This is a genomic window from Micromonospora sp. NPDC005305 (assembly GCF_040607315.1).
GTDB lineage: Bacteria > Actinomycetota > Actinomycetes > Mycobacteriales > Micromonosporaceae > Micromonospora.
This window is the reverse complement of record NZ_JBEXGL010000007.1, coordinates 200,679-215,397: the sequence shown is the minus strand read 5'-3', so window position 1 is coordinate 215,397 and position 14,719 is coordinate 200,679. Positions and strand designations below refer to the sequence as shown.

Below are 14,719 nucleotides of genomic sequence, written 5' to 3'. Positions count from 1 at the left end.
GGTTCCACGCATGGTGCGGTTCCTGCTGAAGCGGCTGCTGCTGGCGGTCTCGGTGCTGCTCGCGGTGAGCATCGTCAGCTTCCTGATGTTCTTCGCGCTGCCCCGCGATCCGGTGACCGGCATGTGCCCGAAGAACTGCAACGCCGAGCGCCTGGAGCGGGTGCGGACGGAGCTGGGGCTCAACGACCCCAAGCCGACGCAGTACGCCAACTACATGAAGGGCATCTTCGTCGGCCGCGACCTGGGCAGCGCGCAGGGCGGCGAGTGCGAGGCGCCCTGCCTCGGCTACTCGTACGTCAACAGCGAGGCGGTCAAGGACACCTTCGCCCGGGTGCTGCCGGTGACGTTGAACATCGTGCTCCCGGCGGCGGTGCTCTGGCTCGCCCTCGGGGTGGGGCTCGGGATGATATCGGCGCTGCGGCGGGGCTCGCTGCTCGACCGCGTCTCGATCGGGCTCACGCTCACGTTCGCCTCGCTGCAGCTCTACTTCGTCGGTGCCGTGCTGTTGCTGATCTTCGTGTACTCGTTGAAGATCCTGCCGACGCCGCGGTACGTGCCCTTCCTCGACAACCCGGTGGAGTGGGCGCGCGGGCTGGTGCTGGCCTGGGTGACGCTGGCCCTGCTCTTCTCCGCGATCTACGCCCGGCTGTCCCGGGCGCAGATGCTGGAGACGCTCTCCGAGGACTATGTCCGCACCGCCCGGGCCAAGGGCGTGGCGAAGCGGAAGGTCTACGGGCGGCACGCGTTGCGGGCGGCCATCACGCCGATCGTGACGATCGCCGGCCTGGACGTGGGCGCGGCGCTCGGCGGCACGGTCATCACCGAGACGACCTTCGGCATCCAGGGGCTGGGGCGTACCGCCGTGGAGGCGGTCCGCCAGGGCGACCTGCCGACCATCATGGCCACCGTGCTGGTCTCCGCGCTCTTCGTGGTCGTCGCGAACATCGTGGTCGACCTGCTCTACGCGTTCATCGATCCGCGGGTGCGCCTCGGCTGAGCTCGCGTTCGCCGTCGATTCGTTATCTGCTCGAAATTTACCGCGGATGAAAGCTGAGCGAAGCTTTCCTTCATCGGACCCGGAGGAGTAAGTATGCGAGCAAGACTCGCCACCGCCATGGGCGGTGCGATGGCACTGGTGGTCGCACTCAGTGCATGCAGCAAGAACACCGGCGACAACGCCGACAGCGTGGACACCAACAAGCCGCGCAGCGGCGCCATCGCCACCGACCCCAAGGACTCGCTCGGCCCGGCGGCGGAGGTGCCCGGCGCGGCCAAGGGCGGGACCTTCTACATCCTGCGCGAGAACAAGATCTCCCACCTGGACCCGCAGCGGGTCTACTCGTTCGCCGGCCTGATGGGGAGCCAGCTCTACGCCCGCTTCCTCACCGCCTTCAAGGACGACGGCAAGGGCAACGTGACCCTGGTCGGCGACCTGGCCGAGACCCCCGGCAAGAACGTCAACAACGACTGCAAGGTCTGGGAATTCAAGATCAAGCAGGGCGTCAAGTTCGAGGACGGCAGCCCGATCACCTCCAAGGAGATCGCGTACGGCATCGCCCGCTCGTTCGACCCCGACCTGACCGGTGGCCCGACCTACCTGCAGGAGTGGCTGGTCGACAGCCCGCAGTACGACACCAAGTGGAACTTCAAGGCCAACAAGAGCTCGCTGCCGCCGGGCCTGAGCACCCCGGACGCGCAGACGCTGCGCTTCGAGTTCAACAAGCCGCGCTGTGACCTGCCGTTCGCCGTGTCGCTGCCGGCCACCGCGCCGCTGCCCGCGGACAAGGACACCGGCGTCAACCTGGACAACAAGCCGTTCTCGTCCGGGCCCTACAAGTTCACCAAGCACACGCCCGGCGTGGAGATGGTCCTCGAGCGCAACGAGAACTGGGACCCGGCGACCGACCCGGTGCGGCACGCGTACCCGGACAAGTTCGTGTGGACCCTCGGCGCGGACAACGCCACCCAGACCAACCGGGTGCTCGCCGGCACCGGCAACGACGCCGCCGCGGTGGCGACCGGCGGTGTGCCCTCGGAGCTGATCGCGAAGGTCACCGGCGACGCCAAGCTCAAGGAGCGGATGATCGTCGCCGCCACGCCGAACGCCTACCGGCTGAGCATCAACACGACGCGGGTCACCGACCTGTCCGTGCGGCAGGCCATCAACTACGCGATCGACCGCAGCAGCATCACCAAGAACCTCGGCGGCCCGTACGGCGCCGTGCCGCTGACCACGCTGCTGCCGCCCACCACGCTCGGCTACAAGCAGTTCGACGCGTACCCGGCCGGGGAGAGCGGCAACCCGGAGAAGGCGAAGGAACTGCTCGCCGGCAAGGCCGTGAACCTGGTCCTCGGCACCTCCGACGACACCCCGTCGCAGGAGACCGCCACCCAGGTCAAGACCGCCCTGGAGAAGGCCGGCTTCACCGTCACCATCAAGCCGATCCCCGAGGACGGTTACCTCGACTTCGTGAAGAAGAAGAGCAACCCGTGGGACATCTGGGTCGACTCGTGGGCGGCGGACTGGCCCAGCGGCGCGTCGATCCTGCCGGTGCTCTTCGACGGCCGCAACATCAAGGCCGAGGGCAACAGCAACACCTCGCAGCTGAACAACGAGGCCGTCAACGCCGAGTTCGACCGGGTGCTCGCGGAGGACCCGGCCAAGCAGGCGGAGGAGTGGAGCAAGATCGACGAGAAGCTCATGAAGGATTCGGCGCCGGCGGTGCCGCTGTACAACGAGGTCGTCTCCGTCGCGCACGGCGAGAAGGCCGGCGGCCTCTTCATCGGCAGCATCTTCGGCTGGCCCAGCTTCGTGAACGCCTACGTGAAGCAGTAACCCCTTGCAAGGAAGGGCCCCTTCTTAACGCCTGGCGTTAAGAAGGGGCCCTTGCTCTACCGCAGGCGTTAACAGGGGGCCCTTCCTTACAGGTGGTGGCGGAGGAAGTCCAGCTCCAGCCGGAGCAGTCGCTCGGCCACCCCGCCGGCAGCCATGTGGCTGGCACCGGTGAGCGGCAGCACCGCGTGCGGCCGGCCGGCGGCCAGCAGCGCCGCCGAGAGCCGCAGCGTGTGCGCGGCCAGCACGTTGTCGTCGACCAGGCCGTGCACCAGCAGCATCGGCCGGGCCTGCGCCGGGTCGCCGACCGGCTCGGCGGCCAGCTCGACCAGCGAGTGGTGGGCGTAGACGTCCATCCCGTCGTCCGGCATCCCCAGGTAGCGCTCGGTGTACGCGGTGTCGTACAGCGTCCAGTCGGTGACCGGGGCGCCGACGATCGCGCACCGGAACAGCTCCGGGTGGCGCAGCACGGCCAGCCCGGCCAGCCAGCCGCCGAACGACCAGCCGCGCACCGCCACCCGTTCCAGATCCAGGTCCGGATGCTTGCCGGCCAGGGCGGTCAGCGCGTCCACCTGGTCGGTCAGGATCACGTCCGCCACCCGCCGGTGGATCGCCTTCTCGAAGGAGGGGGCGATGCCGGGGGTGCCCCGGTTGTCGATGGTCACCACGGCGAAGCCCTGCTCGGCCCACCACTGCCGCTCCAGCCAGGCCGCCCGGGCGGCGATCACCTCCTGGTGGCCCGGGCCGCCGTAGACGTCCAGCAGCACCGGCAGCTTCGTGCCCTTCACGTGCTCGCCCGGGTAGAGCACCGCGCTCGGCAGCCGCCGGTCGGTCACCCGGACCAGCGTCGGCCGCGGCGCGTACGGCGGGGTCGCGGCCCGGGAGGCCAGCTCAGCCACCTCGCGGTCGCCGTGCCAGACCCGCCAGCGGGTGCCCGGGTGCTCCAGCGAGGCCACCCCGACGGCCAGGGTGCTGCCGCCGATCGCGGCGGTGTGCCAGCCGGGGTCGCTGCCCAGCCGGCGGGCGTCGACCCCACCGCCGATCGCCGTGCGCACCCGGTAGAGGTGGCGCTGGCTCGGCTCGCCCTCGCTCGCCTCGACCAGCAGGTCCGCCGCCGAGTTCGGCCCGGCCGGCAGCCGGCCCACCACCCGCCGCACGTAGAGCGAGGGCGGGGTGAGCAGGGTGCCGTCGGCGAACAGGCAGCGGGCGTCGTACCCGTCGTGGGCCAGCTCGCCGCCGACCAGCACCCGCCCGTCGGGCAGGTGCGCCGGGGTGCCCGGGACCGGCTCCACCCAGCGCGGGTCGGCCAGCTCCGCGTGCACCTGCGTCTCCCCGGTGCGCGGGTCGACGGCCAGCACCAGCCCGTGCTGCTGCGACCGGCGCAGCACCGTGATCAGCGGGCCGCCGTCCGCCCAGTCCACCGACGTCAGGTACGGGTAGGTCTCCCGGTCCCAGTGCACGTCGACCCAGCCACCGTCGAGGTCCAGCAGGTGCAGGCTGACCTCCGCGTTGGGCCCGCCGGCCCGGGGGTACGCCACGGACGTCGGCGGGCTCGCCGGGTCGGCCGGGTCGTGCAGGTGCCAGCGGTCCAGCCGGGACTCGTCGACCCGGGCGGCCAGCACCGAGCGCCCGTCCGGGGACCACCAGTAGCCCCGGAACCGGCCGAACTCCTCCGCCGCGATGTGCTCGGCCAGCCCCCACGTCACCCCGCTGTCCTCGCCGGCCAGCAGGTTGTCGGTGCCGTCCGGCTCGACGACCCGCAACTGCCCCCGGCGCACCCCCTCGGCGGCGTCGGTGACGTAGGCCAGCCGGTCGCCGGTCGGGTCGGGACGCGGGTCGATCACCGGGCCGACGGCGGCCACCTCGACCACGTCGCCGTGCACCAGGTCGGCCCGGAACAGCCGGCCGGCCAGCGCGAACGCGGCCACCCGGCCGGCGGCGTCCAGGGCGTACGAGCCGATGCCGGCGGCGCTGAGCCGCAGCCGCTCCCGCAGGGCCCGCTCGCCCGGCGCGAGCGTGGCCGGTTCGCCGTCCGCGCCGAGCAGCACCGCCGGGTCGGCGACGAGGTGCTCCTCGCCGGAGGCGACGTCGAGTAGCCAGAGCGCGTCGGCCGGGTCCTCCGGTCCCGACGAGCGCAGGAAGATGACCCGGGAGCCGTCGTCGGCGACGGAGACGGAGCGCGGCGCCCCGTGGCTGAACCGACGGGTGCGGGCGGCCAGCTCGGGAAAGTCCACGCCTGTAGAGAGTAGGCGCGGGCCGGGCGTGATGTGGCCGACCTGGGCGGACGCGTAAGCATCGGGCGGGCAGGACCGCCGGTTAGAGTGACGGGCGTGACGACGCTGCCCGACCGACGCCTGCTGCTGGTCCACGCGCACCCCGACGACGAGTCCATCGGCACCGGCGCGACGATGGCGCACTACGCCGCCGCGGGCGCGCACGTCACCCTGGTCACCTGCACGCTGGGCGAGGAGGGCGAGATCCACGTGCCGGCGCTGGCCCAGCTCGCCGCGGCCGAGGCCGACCAGCTCGGCGGCTACCGGATCGGCGAGCTGGCGGCCGCCTGCGCCGCGCTCGGCGTCACCGACCACCGCTTCCTCGGCGGCGCGGGCCGCTACCGCGACTCCGGGATGATGGGGCTGGCCACCAACGAGCACCCCCGGGCGTTCTGGCAGGCCGACCTCGACGAGGCCGCCGGCCACCTGCTGGAGGTCATCCGCGAGGTCCGCCCGCAGGTGATGATCACGTACGACCCGAACGGCTTCTACGGCCATCCCGACCACATCCAGGCGCACCGGGTCGCCATGCGCGGCGTGGAACTCGCCGCCGCCGAGGGGATCGCCCCGGCGAAGGTCTACTGGACGGCGATGCCGCGCGGCGTGCTGGAGGCCGGCCTGGACGCGTTCACCGAGTCGTCGGACAACCCCTTCGCCGGCATCGACAGCATCGACGAACTGCCCTTCGGCACCCCCGACGAGGGGATCGCCGCGCGCATCGACGGCACCGACCGGCACGCCGCCAAGGAGGCGGCCATGCGCGCCCACGCCACCCAGATCCCGGCCACCTCCTGGCTCTACTCGATCGCCGGCAACTTCGGCGCCGAGTTCATGGGGGTCGAGTTCTTCACCCTCGCCGTCGGTGAGAAGGGCCCGGGCAGCGGCCCGTACGGCTGGGAGGACGACCTGTTCGCCGGGTTGGCGCCGGACAGGCCGGACCGGTCCCCGGTCACGGCGGCGGCCGGCCTCCGGTGACGGTGCCCACCGCATCCATGTCGGTCGCCCCCGAGCAGGAGCCCGCCGCGCCGCCCGAGCCGTCGGGCCGGGCGGTCGACCTCGCGCTGCGCGTCGCCGGCGGGGCGGTGGCGGTCTGGGCCGGCGTGCTCGCCGCGGTGCTCGACCTGCTCTACGCCACGTGGGCCTGGGAGGTGGTCAAGGGCCGTCCCGGCGGTGCCGGCAAGGCCCTGGTCGGCATCGCGCTCGCGCTGGTCGGGATCGCCGCGGTGGTGCTGCTGACGGTGCTGGTGAGCGGGTTCGCCCACCGGGCCGTGGGCACCCGCTGGGCGGCCGCGCTGGCCGCCCTGCCCTGGTTCGTGGTGATCGTCGCGGGCGGCTTCCGCACGGTCGAGGGCGATCTCGCGCTCAGCGGCGACAACGTGCTCGGCCTCGGGTTGATCGTCGCCGGCGCGATCACCTTCGCGGTGCTGGGCTTCCGGCAGCTCGTGGTGCCGCCGCCCGCCGTCCGCTGAGGGTGCAGACGCCGCACAGGTTGCGGTGGTAAGTATTCCTGCCAGGAGCCCATCCGTGGGGCGGGCGGTACGGCGGGAGGCGTGCGATGTTCCAGCGGTGGCGTGCGGTCGGTGTGCTGGCGGTCGCGCTGTTCGCGGTCAACGTGGTGGCCCGGTTGGTCATCAAGCTGGCCTATCCGGACGACGACACCGCCGCGGGCCGGGTCTCGCTGGTGATGTTCCTGGCCATCGGGCTGATCCTTGCCGGCACGGCGTTCCGTTGGGGCGCGGACCGGCCGGCCGGCCACTGGACCGGCGACCTGGCCGTCGCGGTGGTCGTGGCGCTGGCGCTGACCGTCTTCGTGGGCCCGCTGCTGGTCGGCGAGAACCCGTTCGAGGGCGGCGCCGGCCTCTTTTTCGCCCAGATCTGGCTGTACCTCGCGGCCACCGTGGCCGGTGTGCTGGCCGGCTACCTGATCCTCACCGCGCTGGGCCGCGACCACCGCTCCCGGCAGCTCAAGCGCTACGCCGAGTTGAAGGCCGCGAAGCCCCGCAAGATCGTCCGCCGCTGAGGCGGCTCGCGACCTCGCGGCGTACCGGAGGCGGTTGATCCCGCCGGGCGCCGTCCCTCGGGGAACGGCGCCCGGGGCGGGACCTGCCGCGCTCACGGTCGGCGCGGTCCTTCGCGCTCAGTTCCGGTCGGCCGGAGAGCCGGACCGGCCGCCGGCGGGCAGGGGTGGCGTGGCGACCGACTCGGCGCCCCCGGTGATCATGGTGCCCTCCGGGGTGACCACCTCGTCCACCCCGTCCACCTGCGGCGGCACCATGGCGGCCACCACCCGGTCCGCCCGGTCGATGGTGAGCGTGCTGCCGGCGCGGGACTCGTCGGCGACCCGGACGGGCTGCGGGTCACCGGCCTTCCCGACGCCGGCCTGGGCGCCGGATCGCTGCCGCGGGACCGTACCGCCGTCCGCCTCGGCCCCCGGCGTCGGAGCGGCCGGGAGCGCGGGGGCCGTCCCGTCCGTGTCCCCGTCCGGCCCGGCCGGCGCCGCCGGCAGGGCGGGCACCTCGGTCGCCTCCGTACCCGACGCCTCCAGCTCGGCGGCCCGGCGCTCGACCTCCTCGACCTCCGGGGCCTGCGGTGCGACGTCGGCCAGTTCCGCCGCCCGTCGTTCCAGGTCCGCCAGCTCCGTCGACTCCGTCGCGGCGGCCTGCCCGCCGGTTGCCGATCGGGAGCCGGCGGACCGGCCACGCCCGGAGCCAGAGCCGGAGCCGCCTCCCGACCGGGTGGTCTTCCGGCCTTCGCGCAGGGCCTGGATGAGGGCGTCGACCAGTTCGGGCTTGCGCATGTCCGCGGTGCCGGTGACGCCGCGCCGGCGGAGACGGTCGCGGAGCTGGTCGACCTTCAGGCGGGCGATCTCGCTCTCGTTGATGTCGGGGGTGTCCGGCGTCTGGTTGCCGGGCTCGTTCTTCGTCGCCGCCGCGCCGCTCCCGCGCCGCGCCGTGTGCTGCTTGGCCATCGAGCAGGTCCTTCCTCACCGGGGTACGGGTACTCCGTACCCGGACGACCTGCCGGAATCCTTCGATCAGGCCGGGGCGACCCGGGTCAGGTAGGTGTGGTGGGTGGTGAAGCCGAGTCGCTGGTAGAGGGCCACCGCGGGGGCGTTGCGCTGCTCCACCTGGAGGAAGGCGTGTGTGGCGCCCTCCGCGCGGCCCCAGTCGGCCAGCGCCTGGATGACCGCGCCGGCGAAGCCGCGCCGGCGGGCCTCCGGCAGCACCTCGATGAGCGTGAGGCCGAGCCAGCGCCCCTCGCCGGTGACCGTGCCCCGGCCCACCGCGAGCAGCCGCCCGTCGGCGTGCAGGTGGGCGAAGCGGATCCGGTCCACGGCGGTGAGCACGTGCCGGGACGCGTCCGGCAGCCCGCCCTTGCGGCCGGCGGCCACCGCCAGCCACTCCGCCGAGGGGGTAGCCGAGAGGCCGACCGGGGGCAGGTCGGGGCGCCCCGCCGGCAGCGCCGTGAGCGGGGCGGTCTGCACCAGCACCGGTGGCCGGGCGGTCCAGCCGCGCGCGTCCAGTTCGGCGCCCACCGGCGCGGCCAGCGGCAGTGGGGTGTTCACCATGGCGGGCTGGCCGCGTTCGGCGTACCAGCGCTCCACGGCGTCGAGCGCGGCGGGCAGCGGGCGGTCCGGGTCGCCGACCGGCAGCGCGCTGTTCGCCCGACCGGTCCAGCCCTCGGCGCCGCGCAGCAGCCAGTCGCCGAGCCGCCCACGTACCGGGGCGGGCCACGCCTCGTCGGCGGCCAGTTCCAGGGCGACCACGGCGGCGGCGGTGGGTCGGCGGGCCGGCGGCACGCGCTTCGCGCGGTGCACCTCGTCCACCGGCACCTGCAGCCGGCCCCGGTCGGTGGACAGCGTGATGTGGGTCTCGCTCAGCTCGACCAGCTCCCCGAGGGCGTCGGAGAAGAGCGGTCGGCCTTCGCGAATCCCCACAATCCGCCGGACCACGATCCGGTGTCCCACGTCCTGCTGTCGGAGCACGATCGACCCCCTCCCCGGCGAGATACTAGGCTCTTACCGTCGCGGATGATCGCGACGAGTCTTTGCGGAGGAGAAGACCGGTGACCTACATCATCGCCGAGCCGTGCGTGGATGTGCTCGACAAGGCATGCATCGAGGAGTGCCCGGTCGACTGCATCTACGAGGGCAATCGGATGCTCTACATCCACCCCGACGAGTGCGTCGACTGTGGTGCCTGTGAGCCGGTCTGCCCGGTCGAAGCGATCTTCTACGAGGACGACGTCCCGGAGCAGTGGAAGGACTACACCGGGGCGAACTACGAGTTCTTCGAGGACCTGGGCTCGCCGGGCGGCGCTTCCAAGATCGGCAAGGTGGAGAAGGACGCGACCTTCGTGGCCGCGCAGCCGCCGCGCGGAGAGGGCCACTGAACCGGCCCGCGCCGGTCTCGTCGCGGCTGCCCGAGTTCACCTGGGACACCCTGGACGCCGCGGCCGCGACGGCCGCGGCGCACCCGGACGGTCTCATCAACCTCTCGATGGGCACGCCGGTCGACCCGGTGCCGGCGCTGATCCGGCAGGCGCTGGCCGACGCGTCGGACGCGCCGGGCTACCCGCTGACCGCGGGCACGCCCGCGCTGCGGGCCGCCATCGCGGCCTGGGTGGCCCGCGCCTGCGGGGCGGGCGTCGACGGGCTCGGGGTGCTGCCGACCATCGGCTCCAAGGAACTGGTCGCCTGGCTGCCCACGCTGCTCGGCGTCGGCCCCGGTGACGTGGTCGTGGTGCCGTCCATCGCATACCCGACGTACGAGGACGGGGCCCGGCTGGCCGGCGCCACCACGGTGCGCACCGACTCGCTGACCGCCCTCGGCCCCGACCCGCGGGTGCGGCTCGTGTGGGTGAACTCGCCCGGCAACCCGACCGGTCGGGTGCTGCCCGCCGGCCACCTGCGCAAGGTGGTCGACTGGGCGCGGGAGCGCGGCGCGGTGGTCGCCAGCGACGAGTGCTACCTGCCGCTGGGCTGGGACGCCGAGCCCGTCTCGGTCCTCTCGCCCGAGGTCTGCGGCGGGTCGTACGAGGGTGTGCTGGCGGTGCACTCGCTCTCCAAGCGCTCCAACCTGGCCGGCTACCGGGCCGGTTTCGTGGCCGGTGACCCGGCGCTGGTGGCCGAGCTGCTCAAGGTCCGCAAGCACGCCGGCATGATCGTGCCCGCCCCGGTGCAGGCGGCCATGGTGGCGGCCCTGGGCGACCAGGCCCACGCCGACGCGCAGCGGGAGCGCTACCGGGCCCGGCGGGAGAAGCTCCACGCCGCGTTCACCGGTGCCGGCTTCACGGTCGAGCACTCCGAGGCGGGGCTCTACCTCTGGATGACCCGGGACGAGGACTGCTGGGACACCGTCGAGTGGCTGGCCCGCCGGGGCATCCTGGTCGCGGCCGGCGTCTTCTACGGCCCGGCCGGCGCCCGGCACGTCCGGGCGGCGCTCACCGAGTCCGACGAGCACGTCGACGCGGTCGCCGGTCGGCTCGCCCAGCCCTGACCGTGGTGCCGCGGCGGCCGGGCCCCGTGGGGCTCGGCCGCCGCGTACGCGTCAGTCGTTGATCCGCTGGAACACCCGCAGCAGGGTGTCCCGGCTGCGCTTCTCCAGGAACTCGCTGGCCATCAGCTCCTGCACCGACACGGTCCGGCCGTCGAAGAGGGTGAGGGTCGCCTTCAGCGGCACCTCCCGCTTCACCTCGACCGAGGTGATCTCCTCATACGGCAGGTACGGGTGCCGGGTGGCCAGGTCGGCGACCGGCACCGCGCCGACGAGCGACACGAGCCGCTTCTCGCCCTCGCTCGACTTGCCCGGGTCCGGGATCAGGATCAGGCCGTTGTCGAGCACGAGCACGTCGTGCTCCCGGCCGTCGATCTTGATGTTGGCGAGCCCGCCGATCAGGTCGGCGTTGCGGGCCGAGGCCCGGGCCTGCACCACGGTGGCGTGGGCGGCGTCGACGCCCAGCTCGGCGAGGCGGGTCAGCGCCTCGTCCAGGGTCTCCGGCGCGACCGCCAGCTTGGCGATGCCGGCCAGGTCCAGCGGCTCGCCCGCCGGGCCGACCAGCTGGGCCGGGCCGGACCAGGAGAGCTGCCAGCGCGCCCGCCCCGAGCGGACCGCCGCGTTGTCCAGCAGGGTCTCCATCGGCCCGGCGAAGGCGGCGGCGGCCTCCTTGCGGGTGGCGCCGCTGAAGAACTGCTCGGCGAACTCGCCGAGCCGGCCGGCGCGGACCAGGTCCAGCAGGGTCGGCAGGCCCGGCGCGGGCGTGCCGGTGAACCGCCCGACCGCCCGGTAGATGCCGTCCGCCTGCCGCTGCACCGAGGCGGCCACCGACTCGGCCACGAACTCCGCCCAGGGCAGCAGCCGACGGCCGCCGTGCTCGACCACCAGGCCCTGGAGGTGCCGCCCGGCGCCGGCCACGTCGGCCAGCAGGGTCCAGGCCGGCCGGTCGTCCGGCGCCACCACCGAGGGTGGCGTGGCGGTCATCGCGGCGACGCGTACGCCGATCGGGGGGTGCGTGTCCCAGCGGGAGGGCTCGTCCTCCGGCGCGTTCTCCCGCAGCTCGTCGATCTCCTCCCGGCGGGCCTGGAGCAGCAGGGCGAACCCGCCGAAGAGGTCGTCCGGCGCGAGCCCGGCGGACCAGCCGGGCTCGACGTAGCGGCGCATGTAGAAGCCCCAGGCCGCGTCGAGCGCGGGCAGCGTACGCAGCGCCGAGGTGGCCGCCTCGGTGCCGGCGAGCGCCACCGACGACCGGTCCGCCTCCAGCTCCTGGCGGCGGGAGGCCGCGTTGTCGACCATCAGGTAGAGCTTCGCGTAGCCCTTGAAGATCCAGCCGACCGGGTTGCGCGGGCTGATCCGCTCGACGGTCTCGGAGATGGCCAGCCGTCCCCGGTAGGCGACGCCGCCCAGCCGGGTGTGCCGGCCCGAGTAGTGGCCCAGCTCGTGCGCCAGCACCGAGCGGAGCTGGTCGATCCGCATGGCCTGGAGCAGCGGCAGTCCGACGTAGAGGGTCCGCCGGCCGCCGATCAGGCCGAGCAGCCTGCTCTGCTCGCCGACCGCCGCGTTCACCTCGGGCACCAGGCGGATCTCGTCGGGCGCGCGGGTGCCGACCGCGGTGGCCAGCTCCCGCACCGTGGCCCAGAGCCACGGCGCCGCCCGCTCGTCCAGGATGAGGCCGGGCGCCGGCTCGTTCTTCGTGCGGATCGCCTTCCACAGCCCGACCCCGACGGCGCCGAGGGCGACGACCAGCGGCAGCAGCAGCTTGCCGGTGATCACGCCGCTGGTGTGACTGAACAGCCAGACGCCGAGCGCGGCCACGGCGGCGAGCTGGAGCAGCGCGACGACGTAGAAACCGATCAACATGGCCACCGAGGCGAGAGCCCGGTACGTGGCGGACAATGTGCTTCCTTTCCCCCGTTGAGACCGGCCCGTCCGGTCGGGCCGCCGGGGGACCGTACGACGCGAGCGCGCCTCGGACAACCCCCTTCCGTGCCCATCCGACCGCACCTACGATCTCCGTCGACAGGCACGGGGGAGGACGAGGACATGTGGCCGTTCCGGCGGAGGACGAAGCAGCAGAGTGGACCGGCGCTGCCGGTCGACCCGACGATGGGTGACCCCGCCGCCGGGGCGCTCTCCGAGGCGCTGGCCCGGCGGGACTGGCGGGCCGCCCGGGACGTGCTGGTCACCGTCACGGACCCCGACCATCAGGCGTTCTGCCTCTCCGCGGCCGGCCGGGTGCCGGGCGTGCAGGAGTGGATCGGCGAGTGGGCCGATGCCGAGCCGCGCGCCACCCTCCCGCTGCTGGTCCGGGGAACGCACGCGGTGCACTGGGCCTGGGAGGCCCGCGGCGGTGCCTCCTCCTCGCTGACCAGCCAGGAGCAGTTCCGCGAGTTCCGCAAGCGGCTCACCTTCGCGGAGAACCTGCTCGACGAGGTGGCCGCGCGGGACCCGGACGACACCACGGCACGGGCCTTCCTGGTCACCTCGGCGCGGGGTCGCCAGGTGGACCGGGACGAGGCGGCGCGGCGCTTCGCCGAGGTGGTCGCCCGGCACCCCTGGCACCGGCTGGCGCACGTCCAGATGCTCCAGTACCGGTGCGCCAAGTGGTTCGGCAGCGACGAGGAGATGTTCGACTTCGCCCGGTCGGCGGCGGCGAAGGCGCCGGCCGCCAGCGGCCTGGCCCACCTGGTCGCGGCGGCCCACCTGGAGATGTGGCTCAAGCTGCCCTCCGGCGAGGACGACGCCCACCTCCGCGACCCCGAGGTGCTCGCCGAGCTGCGCGCGGCGGCCGACCAGTCGGTGCGCCACCCGGAGCACGGCCACTACCCGGGCTGGCCGCAGCCGCACAACAACTTCGCGATGTGCTTCCCCGTGGGCGGCGACCACGCCGCCGCGGCAGAGCGCTTCCAGGTGCTCGGTGACCTGGTGACCGAGCTGCCGTGGACGTACTTCGGCGACCCGGGCCGGGCGTTCACCGGGTGGCGGCGGACGGTGACGCAACGCCAGGGCTGAGCCGCGGACGGTATCCTCGGCGGGACTTCCAGCGGGCCGGGTCCGGCTCCGGACGACGGAACGCCGAGGTGGGGCCGATGGTGGGCGGGGCCGGCGGACAGGCACGCGCGGCGGTGGTCGGCACCGGCCTGATCGGCGGGTCGGTGCTGCTCCGGCTCCGCGACGCCGGGCTCGACGTGGCCGGCTGGGACCCGGACCCGGCGACCCGGCGGCGGGTCCGTGAGCAGGGCGTCGCCGCGCCGGACACGGTCGAGGAGGCGGTCCGCGGCCGGGACGTCGTGTTCCTCTGCGGCCCGCTGCCCACCCTGCCCGCGACGGTGGCGTCGGTGGCCGCGGCCACCGACGACCGGTGTGTGCTCACCGACGTGGGCAGCACCAAGGCCGACGTGGCCACGGCCGCCGTCGCGCAGGGGCTCGGGCACCGGTTCGTGCCCGGCCACCCGATGGCCGGCGCCGACCGGGCCGGCCTCGACGCGGCCAGCCCGGCGCTGCTCGACGGGGCCGCGTGGGTGCTCTGCCCCGGGCCGACCGGGATGCCCGCGTTCCGGCGGCTCGCCGCGCTGCTCGTCGACGTCTTCCACGCGCGGGTGGTGCCGATGTCCGCCCCGGAGCACGACAGCGCCGCCGCGCTCGCCTCCCACCTGCCTCACCTGCTCGCCGGCGCGCTGGCCGGCACCGTGCAGCGCTCGGCGCTGCGCGACGCGGTGCTCGCGCTCGCCGCCGGCAGCTTCTCCGACGGCACCCGGGTGGCCGGCGGGCCGCCCGAGCGGACCGCGAACATGCTGCTCGGCAACCGGGATCGCGTGCTGGTCGAGCTGGACGCGGTCCGGGCCTACCTCGACGAGCTGGCCGAGGCGTTGCGGGCCGGCGACCCCGGGAAGCTGGCCGGCCGGCTCACCGAGGGTCGCACCGCCCGGGCCGCGTTGCGCGGCCGCGCGTTCACCGCCCACCGGCGCGAGTTCCCGGCCGCCGCCGACCACGCCGGGGAGCTGGCATATCTGCGGGAGCTGGGCGCGGCCGGCGGCCACCTGACCGGCTGCCGGGTGGCGGAGGGCGGGGTCACCTACACGGGCCACCTTCCGGCGACCCCGCCACTAGGCTGAGCG

General features: G+C 74.0%; 13 protein-coding genes. 9 read left to right on the top strand and 4 right to left on the bottom strand.

The features are described 5' to 3' along the window. Positions 1 to 10: 10 nt before the first annotated feature. Positions 11 to 997, top strand: coding sequence for an ABC transporter permease (locus ABZS80_RS14800; RefSeq protein ID WP_355056192.1), 987 nt, complete (start codon positions 11 to 13; stop codon positions 995 to 997). A 93-nt stretch (positions 998 to 1,090) separates the two neighbouring features. After that, positions 1,091 to 2,836, top strand: coding sequence for an ABC transporter substrate-binding protein (locus ABZS80_RS14795; protein WP_355056191.1), 1,746 nt, complete (start codon positions 1,091 to 1,093; stop codon positions 2,834 to 2,836). Between the two features lie 86 nt (positions 2,837 to 2,922). On the opposite strand, the gene ABZS80_RS14790 is transcribed toward ABZS80_RS14795, so the two are convergent. Next, positions 2,923 to 5,067, bottom strand: coding sequence for a prolyl oligopeptidase family serine peptidase (locus ABZS80_RS14790; protein WP_355056190.1), 2,145 nt, complete (start codon positions 5,065 to 5,067; stop codon positions 2,923 to 2,925). An 87-nt stretch (positions 5,068 to 5,154) separates the two neighbouring features. Here ABZS80_RS14790 and mshB point away from each other — a divergent pair, with 87 nt between their 5' ends. The 3 genes from mshB (at position 5,155) to ABZS80_RS14775 (ending at position 7,126) form a co-directional block, all read left to right on the top strand. Continuing rightward, entirely contained in the window at positions 5,155 to 6,081 is a 927-nt protein-coding gene (mshB, locus tag ABZS80_RS14785; protein ID WP_355056189.1) for an N-acetyl-1-D-myo-inositol-2-amino-2-deoxy-alpha-D-glucopyranoside deacetylase, read from the top strand. A gap of 17 nt (positions 6,082 to 6,098) precedes the next feature. After that, positions 6,099 to 6,575: a hypothetical protein gene (locus ABZS80_RS14780; protein WP_355056188.1), complete on the top strand. Its 477-nt coding sequence runs from the start codon at positions 6,099 to 6,101 to the stop codon at positions 6,573 to 6,575. A gap of 86 nt (positions 6,576 to 6,661) precedes the next feature. Beyond that, positions 6,662 to 7,126, top strand: coding sequence for a hypothetical protein (locus ABZS80_RS14775; RefSeq protein WP_355056187.1), 465 nt, complete (start codon positions 6,662 to 6,664; stop codon positions 7,124 to 7,126). A gap of 117 nt (positions 7,127 to 7,243) precedes the next feature. Here the strand turns inward: ABZS80_RS14775 and ABZS80_RS14770 are convergent, their stop codons facing one another. Both ABZS80_RS14770 and ABZS80_RS14765 read right to left on the bottom strand, forming a co-directional pair. Beyond that, a complete protein-coding gene (locus ABZS80_RS14770; RefSeq protein WP_355056186.1) occupies positions 7,244 to 8,074 on the bottom strand; it encodes a hypothetical protein in 831 nt (276 codons plus the stop codon). Between the two features lie 66 nt (positions 8,075 to 8,140). Then, positions 8,141 to 9,091, bottom strand: coding sequence for a GNAT family N-acetyltransferase (locus tag ABZS80_RS14765; RefSeq protein ID WP_355056185.1), 951 nt, complete (start codon positions 9,089 to 9,091; stop codon positions 8,141 to 8,143). An 80-nt stretch (positions 9,092 to 9,171) separates the two neighbouring features. On the opposite strand from ABZS80_RS14765, the gene fdxA reads away from it, so the two are divergent. Both fdxA and dapC read left to right on the top strand, forming a co-directional pair. Next, entirely contained in the window at positions 9,172 to 9,498 is a 327-nt protein-coding gene (gene fdxA, locus ABZS80_RS14760) for a ferredoxin (protein ID WP_007464872.1), read from the top strand. After that, on the top strand, positions 9,495 to 10,604 hold the full coding sequence (gene dapC, locus ABZS80_RS14755; protein WP_355056306.1) for a succinyldiaminopimelate transaminase: 1,110 nt from the start codon (positions 9,495 to 9,497) through the stop codon (positions 10,602 to 10,604). Before fdxA ends, dapC begins: the two co-directional genes overlap by 4 nt. A 51-nt stretch (positions 10,605 to 10,655) precedes the next feature. Here dapC and ABZS80_RS14750 read toward each other — a convergent pair whose 3' ends face one another. Continuing rightward, positions 10,656 to 12,497: a M48 family metallopeptidase gene (locus ABZS80_RS14750; RefSeq protein ID WP_355056184.1), complete on the bottom strand. Its 1,842-nt coding sequence runs from the start codon at positions 12,495 to 12,497 to the stop codon at positions 10,656 to 10,658. Positions 12,498 to 12,644: 147 nt separating this feature from the next. On the opposite strand from ABZS80_RS14750, the gene ABZS80_RS14745 reads away from it, so the two are divergent. Further along, positions 12,645 to 13,613 carry a DUF4034 domain-containing protein gene (locus ABZS80_RS14745; RefSeq protein ID WP_355056183.1) on the top strand — a complete coding sequence of 323 codons (969 nt, stop codon included), beginning with the start codon at positions 12,645 to 12,647 and terminating at the stop codon, positions 13,611 to 13,613. Between the two features lie 77 nt (positions 13,614 to 13,690). After that, on the top strand, positions 13,691 to 14,716 hold the full coding sequence (locus tag ABZS80_RS14740) for a prephenate dehydrogenase/arogenate dehydrogenase family protein (protein ID WP_355056182.1): 1,026 nt from the start codon (positions 13,691 to 13,693) through the stop codon (positions 14,714 to 14,716). Positions 14,717 to 14,719 lie beyond the last annotated feature (3 nt).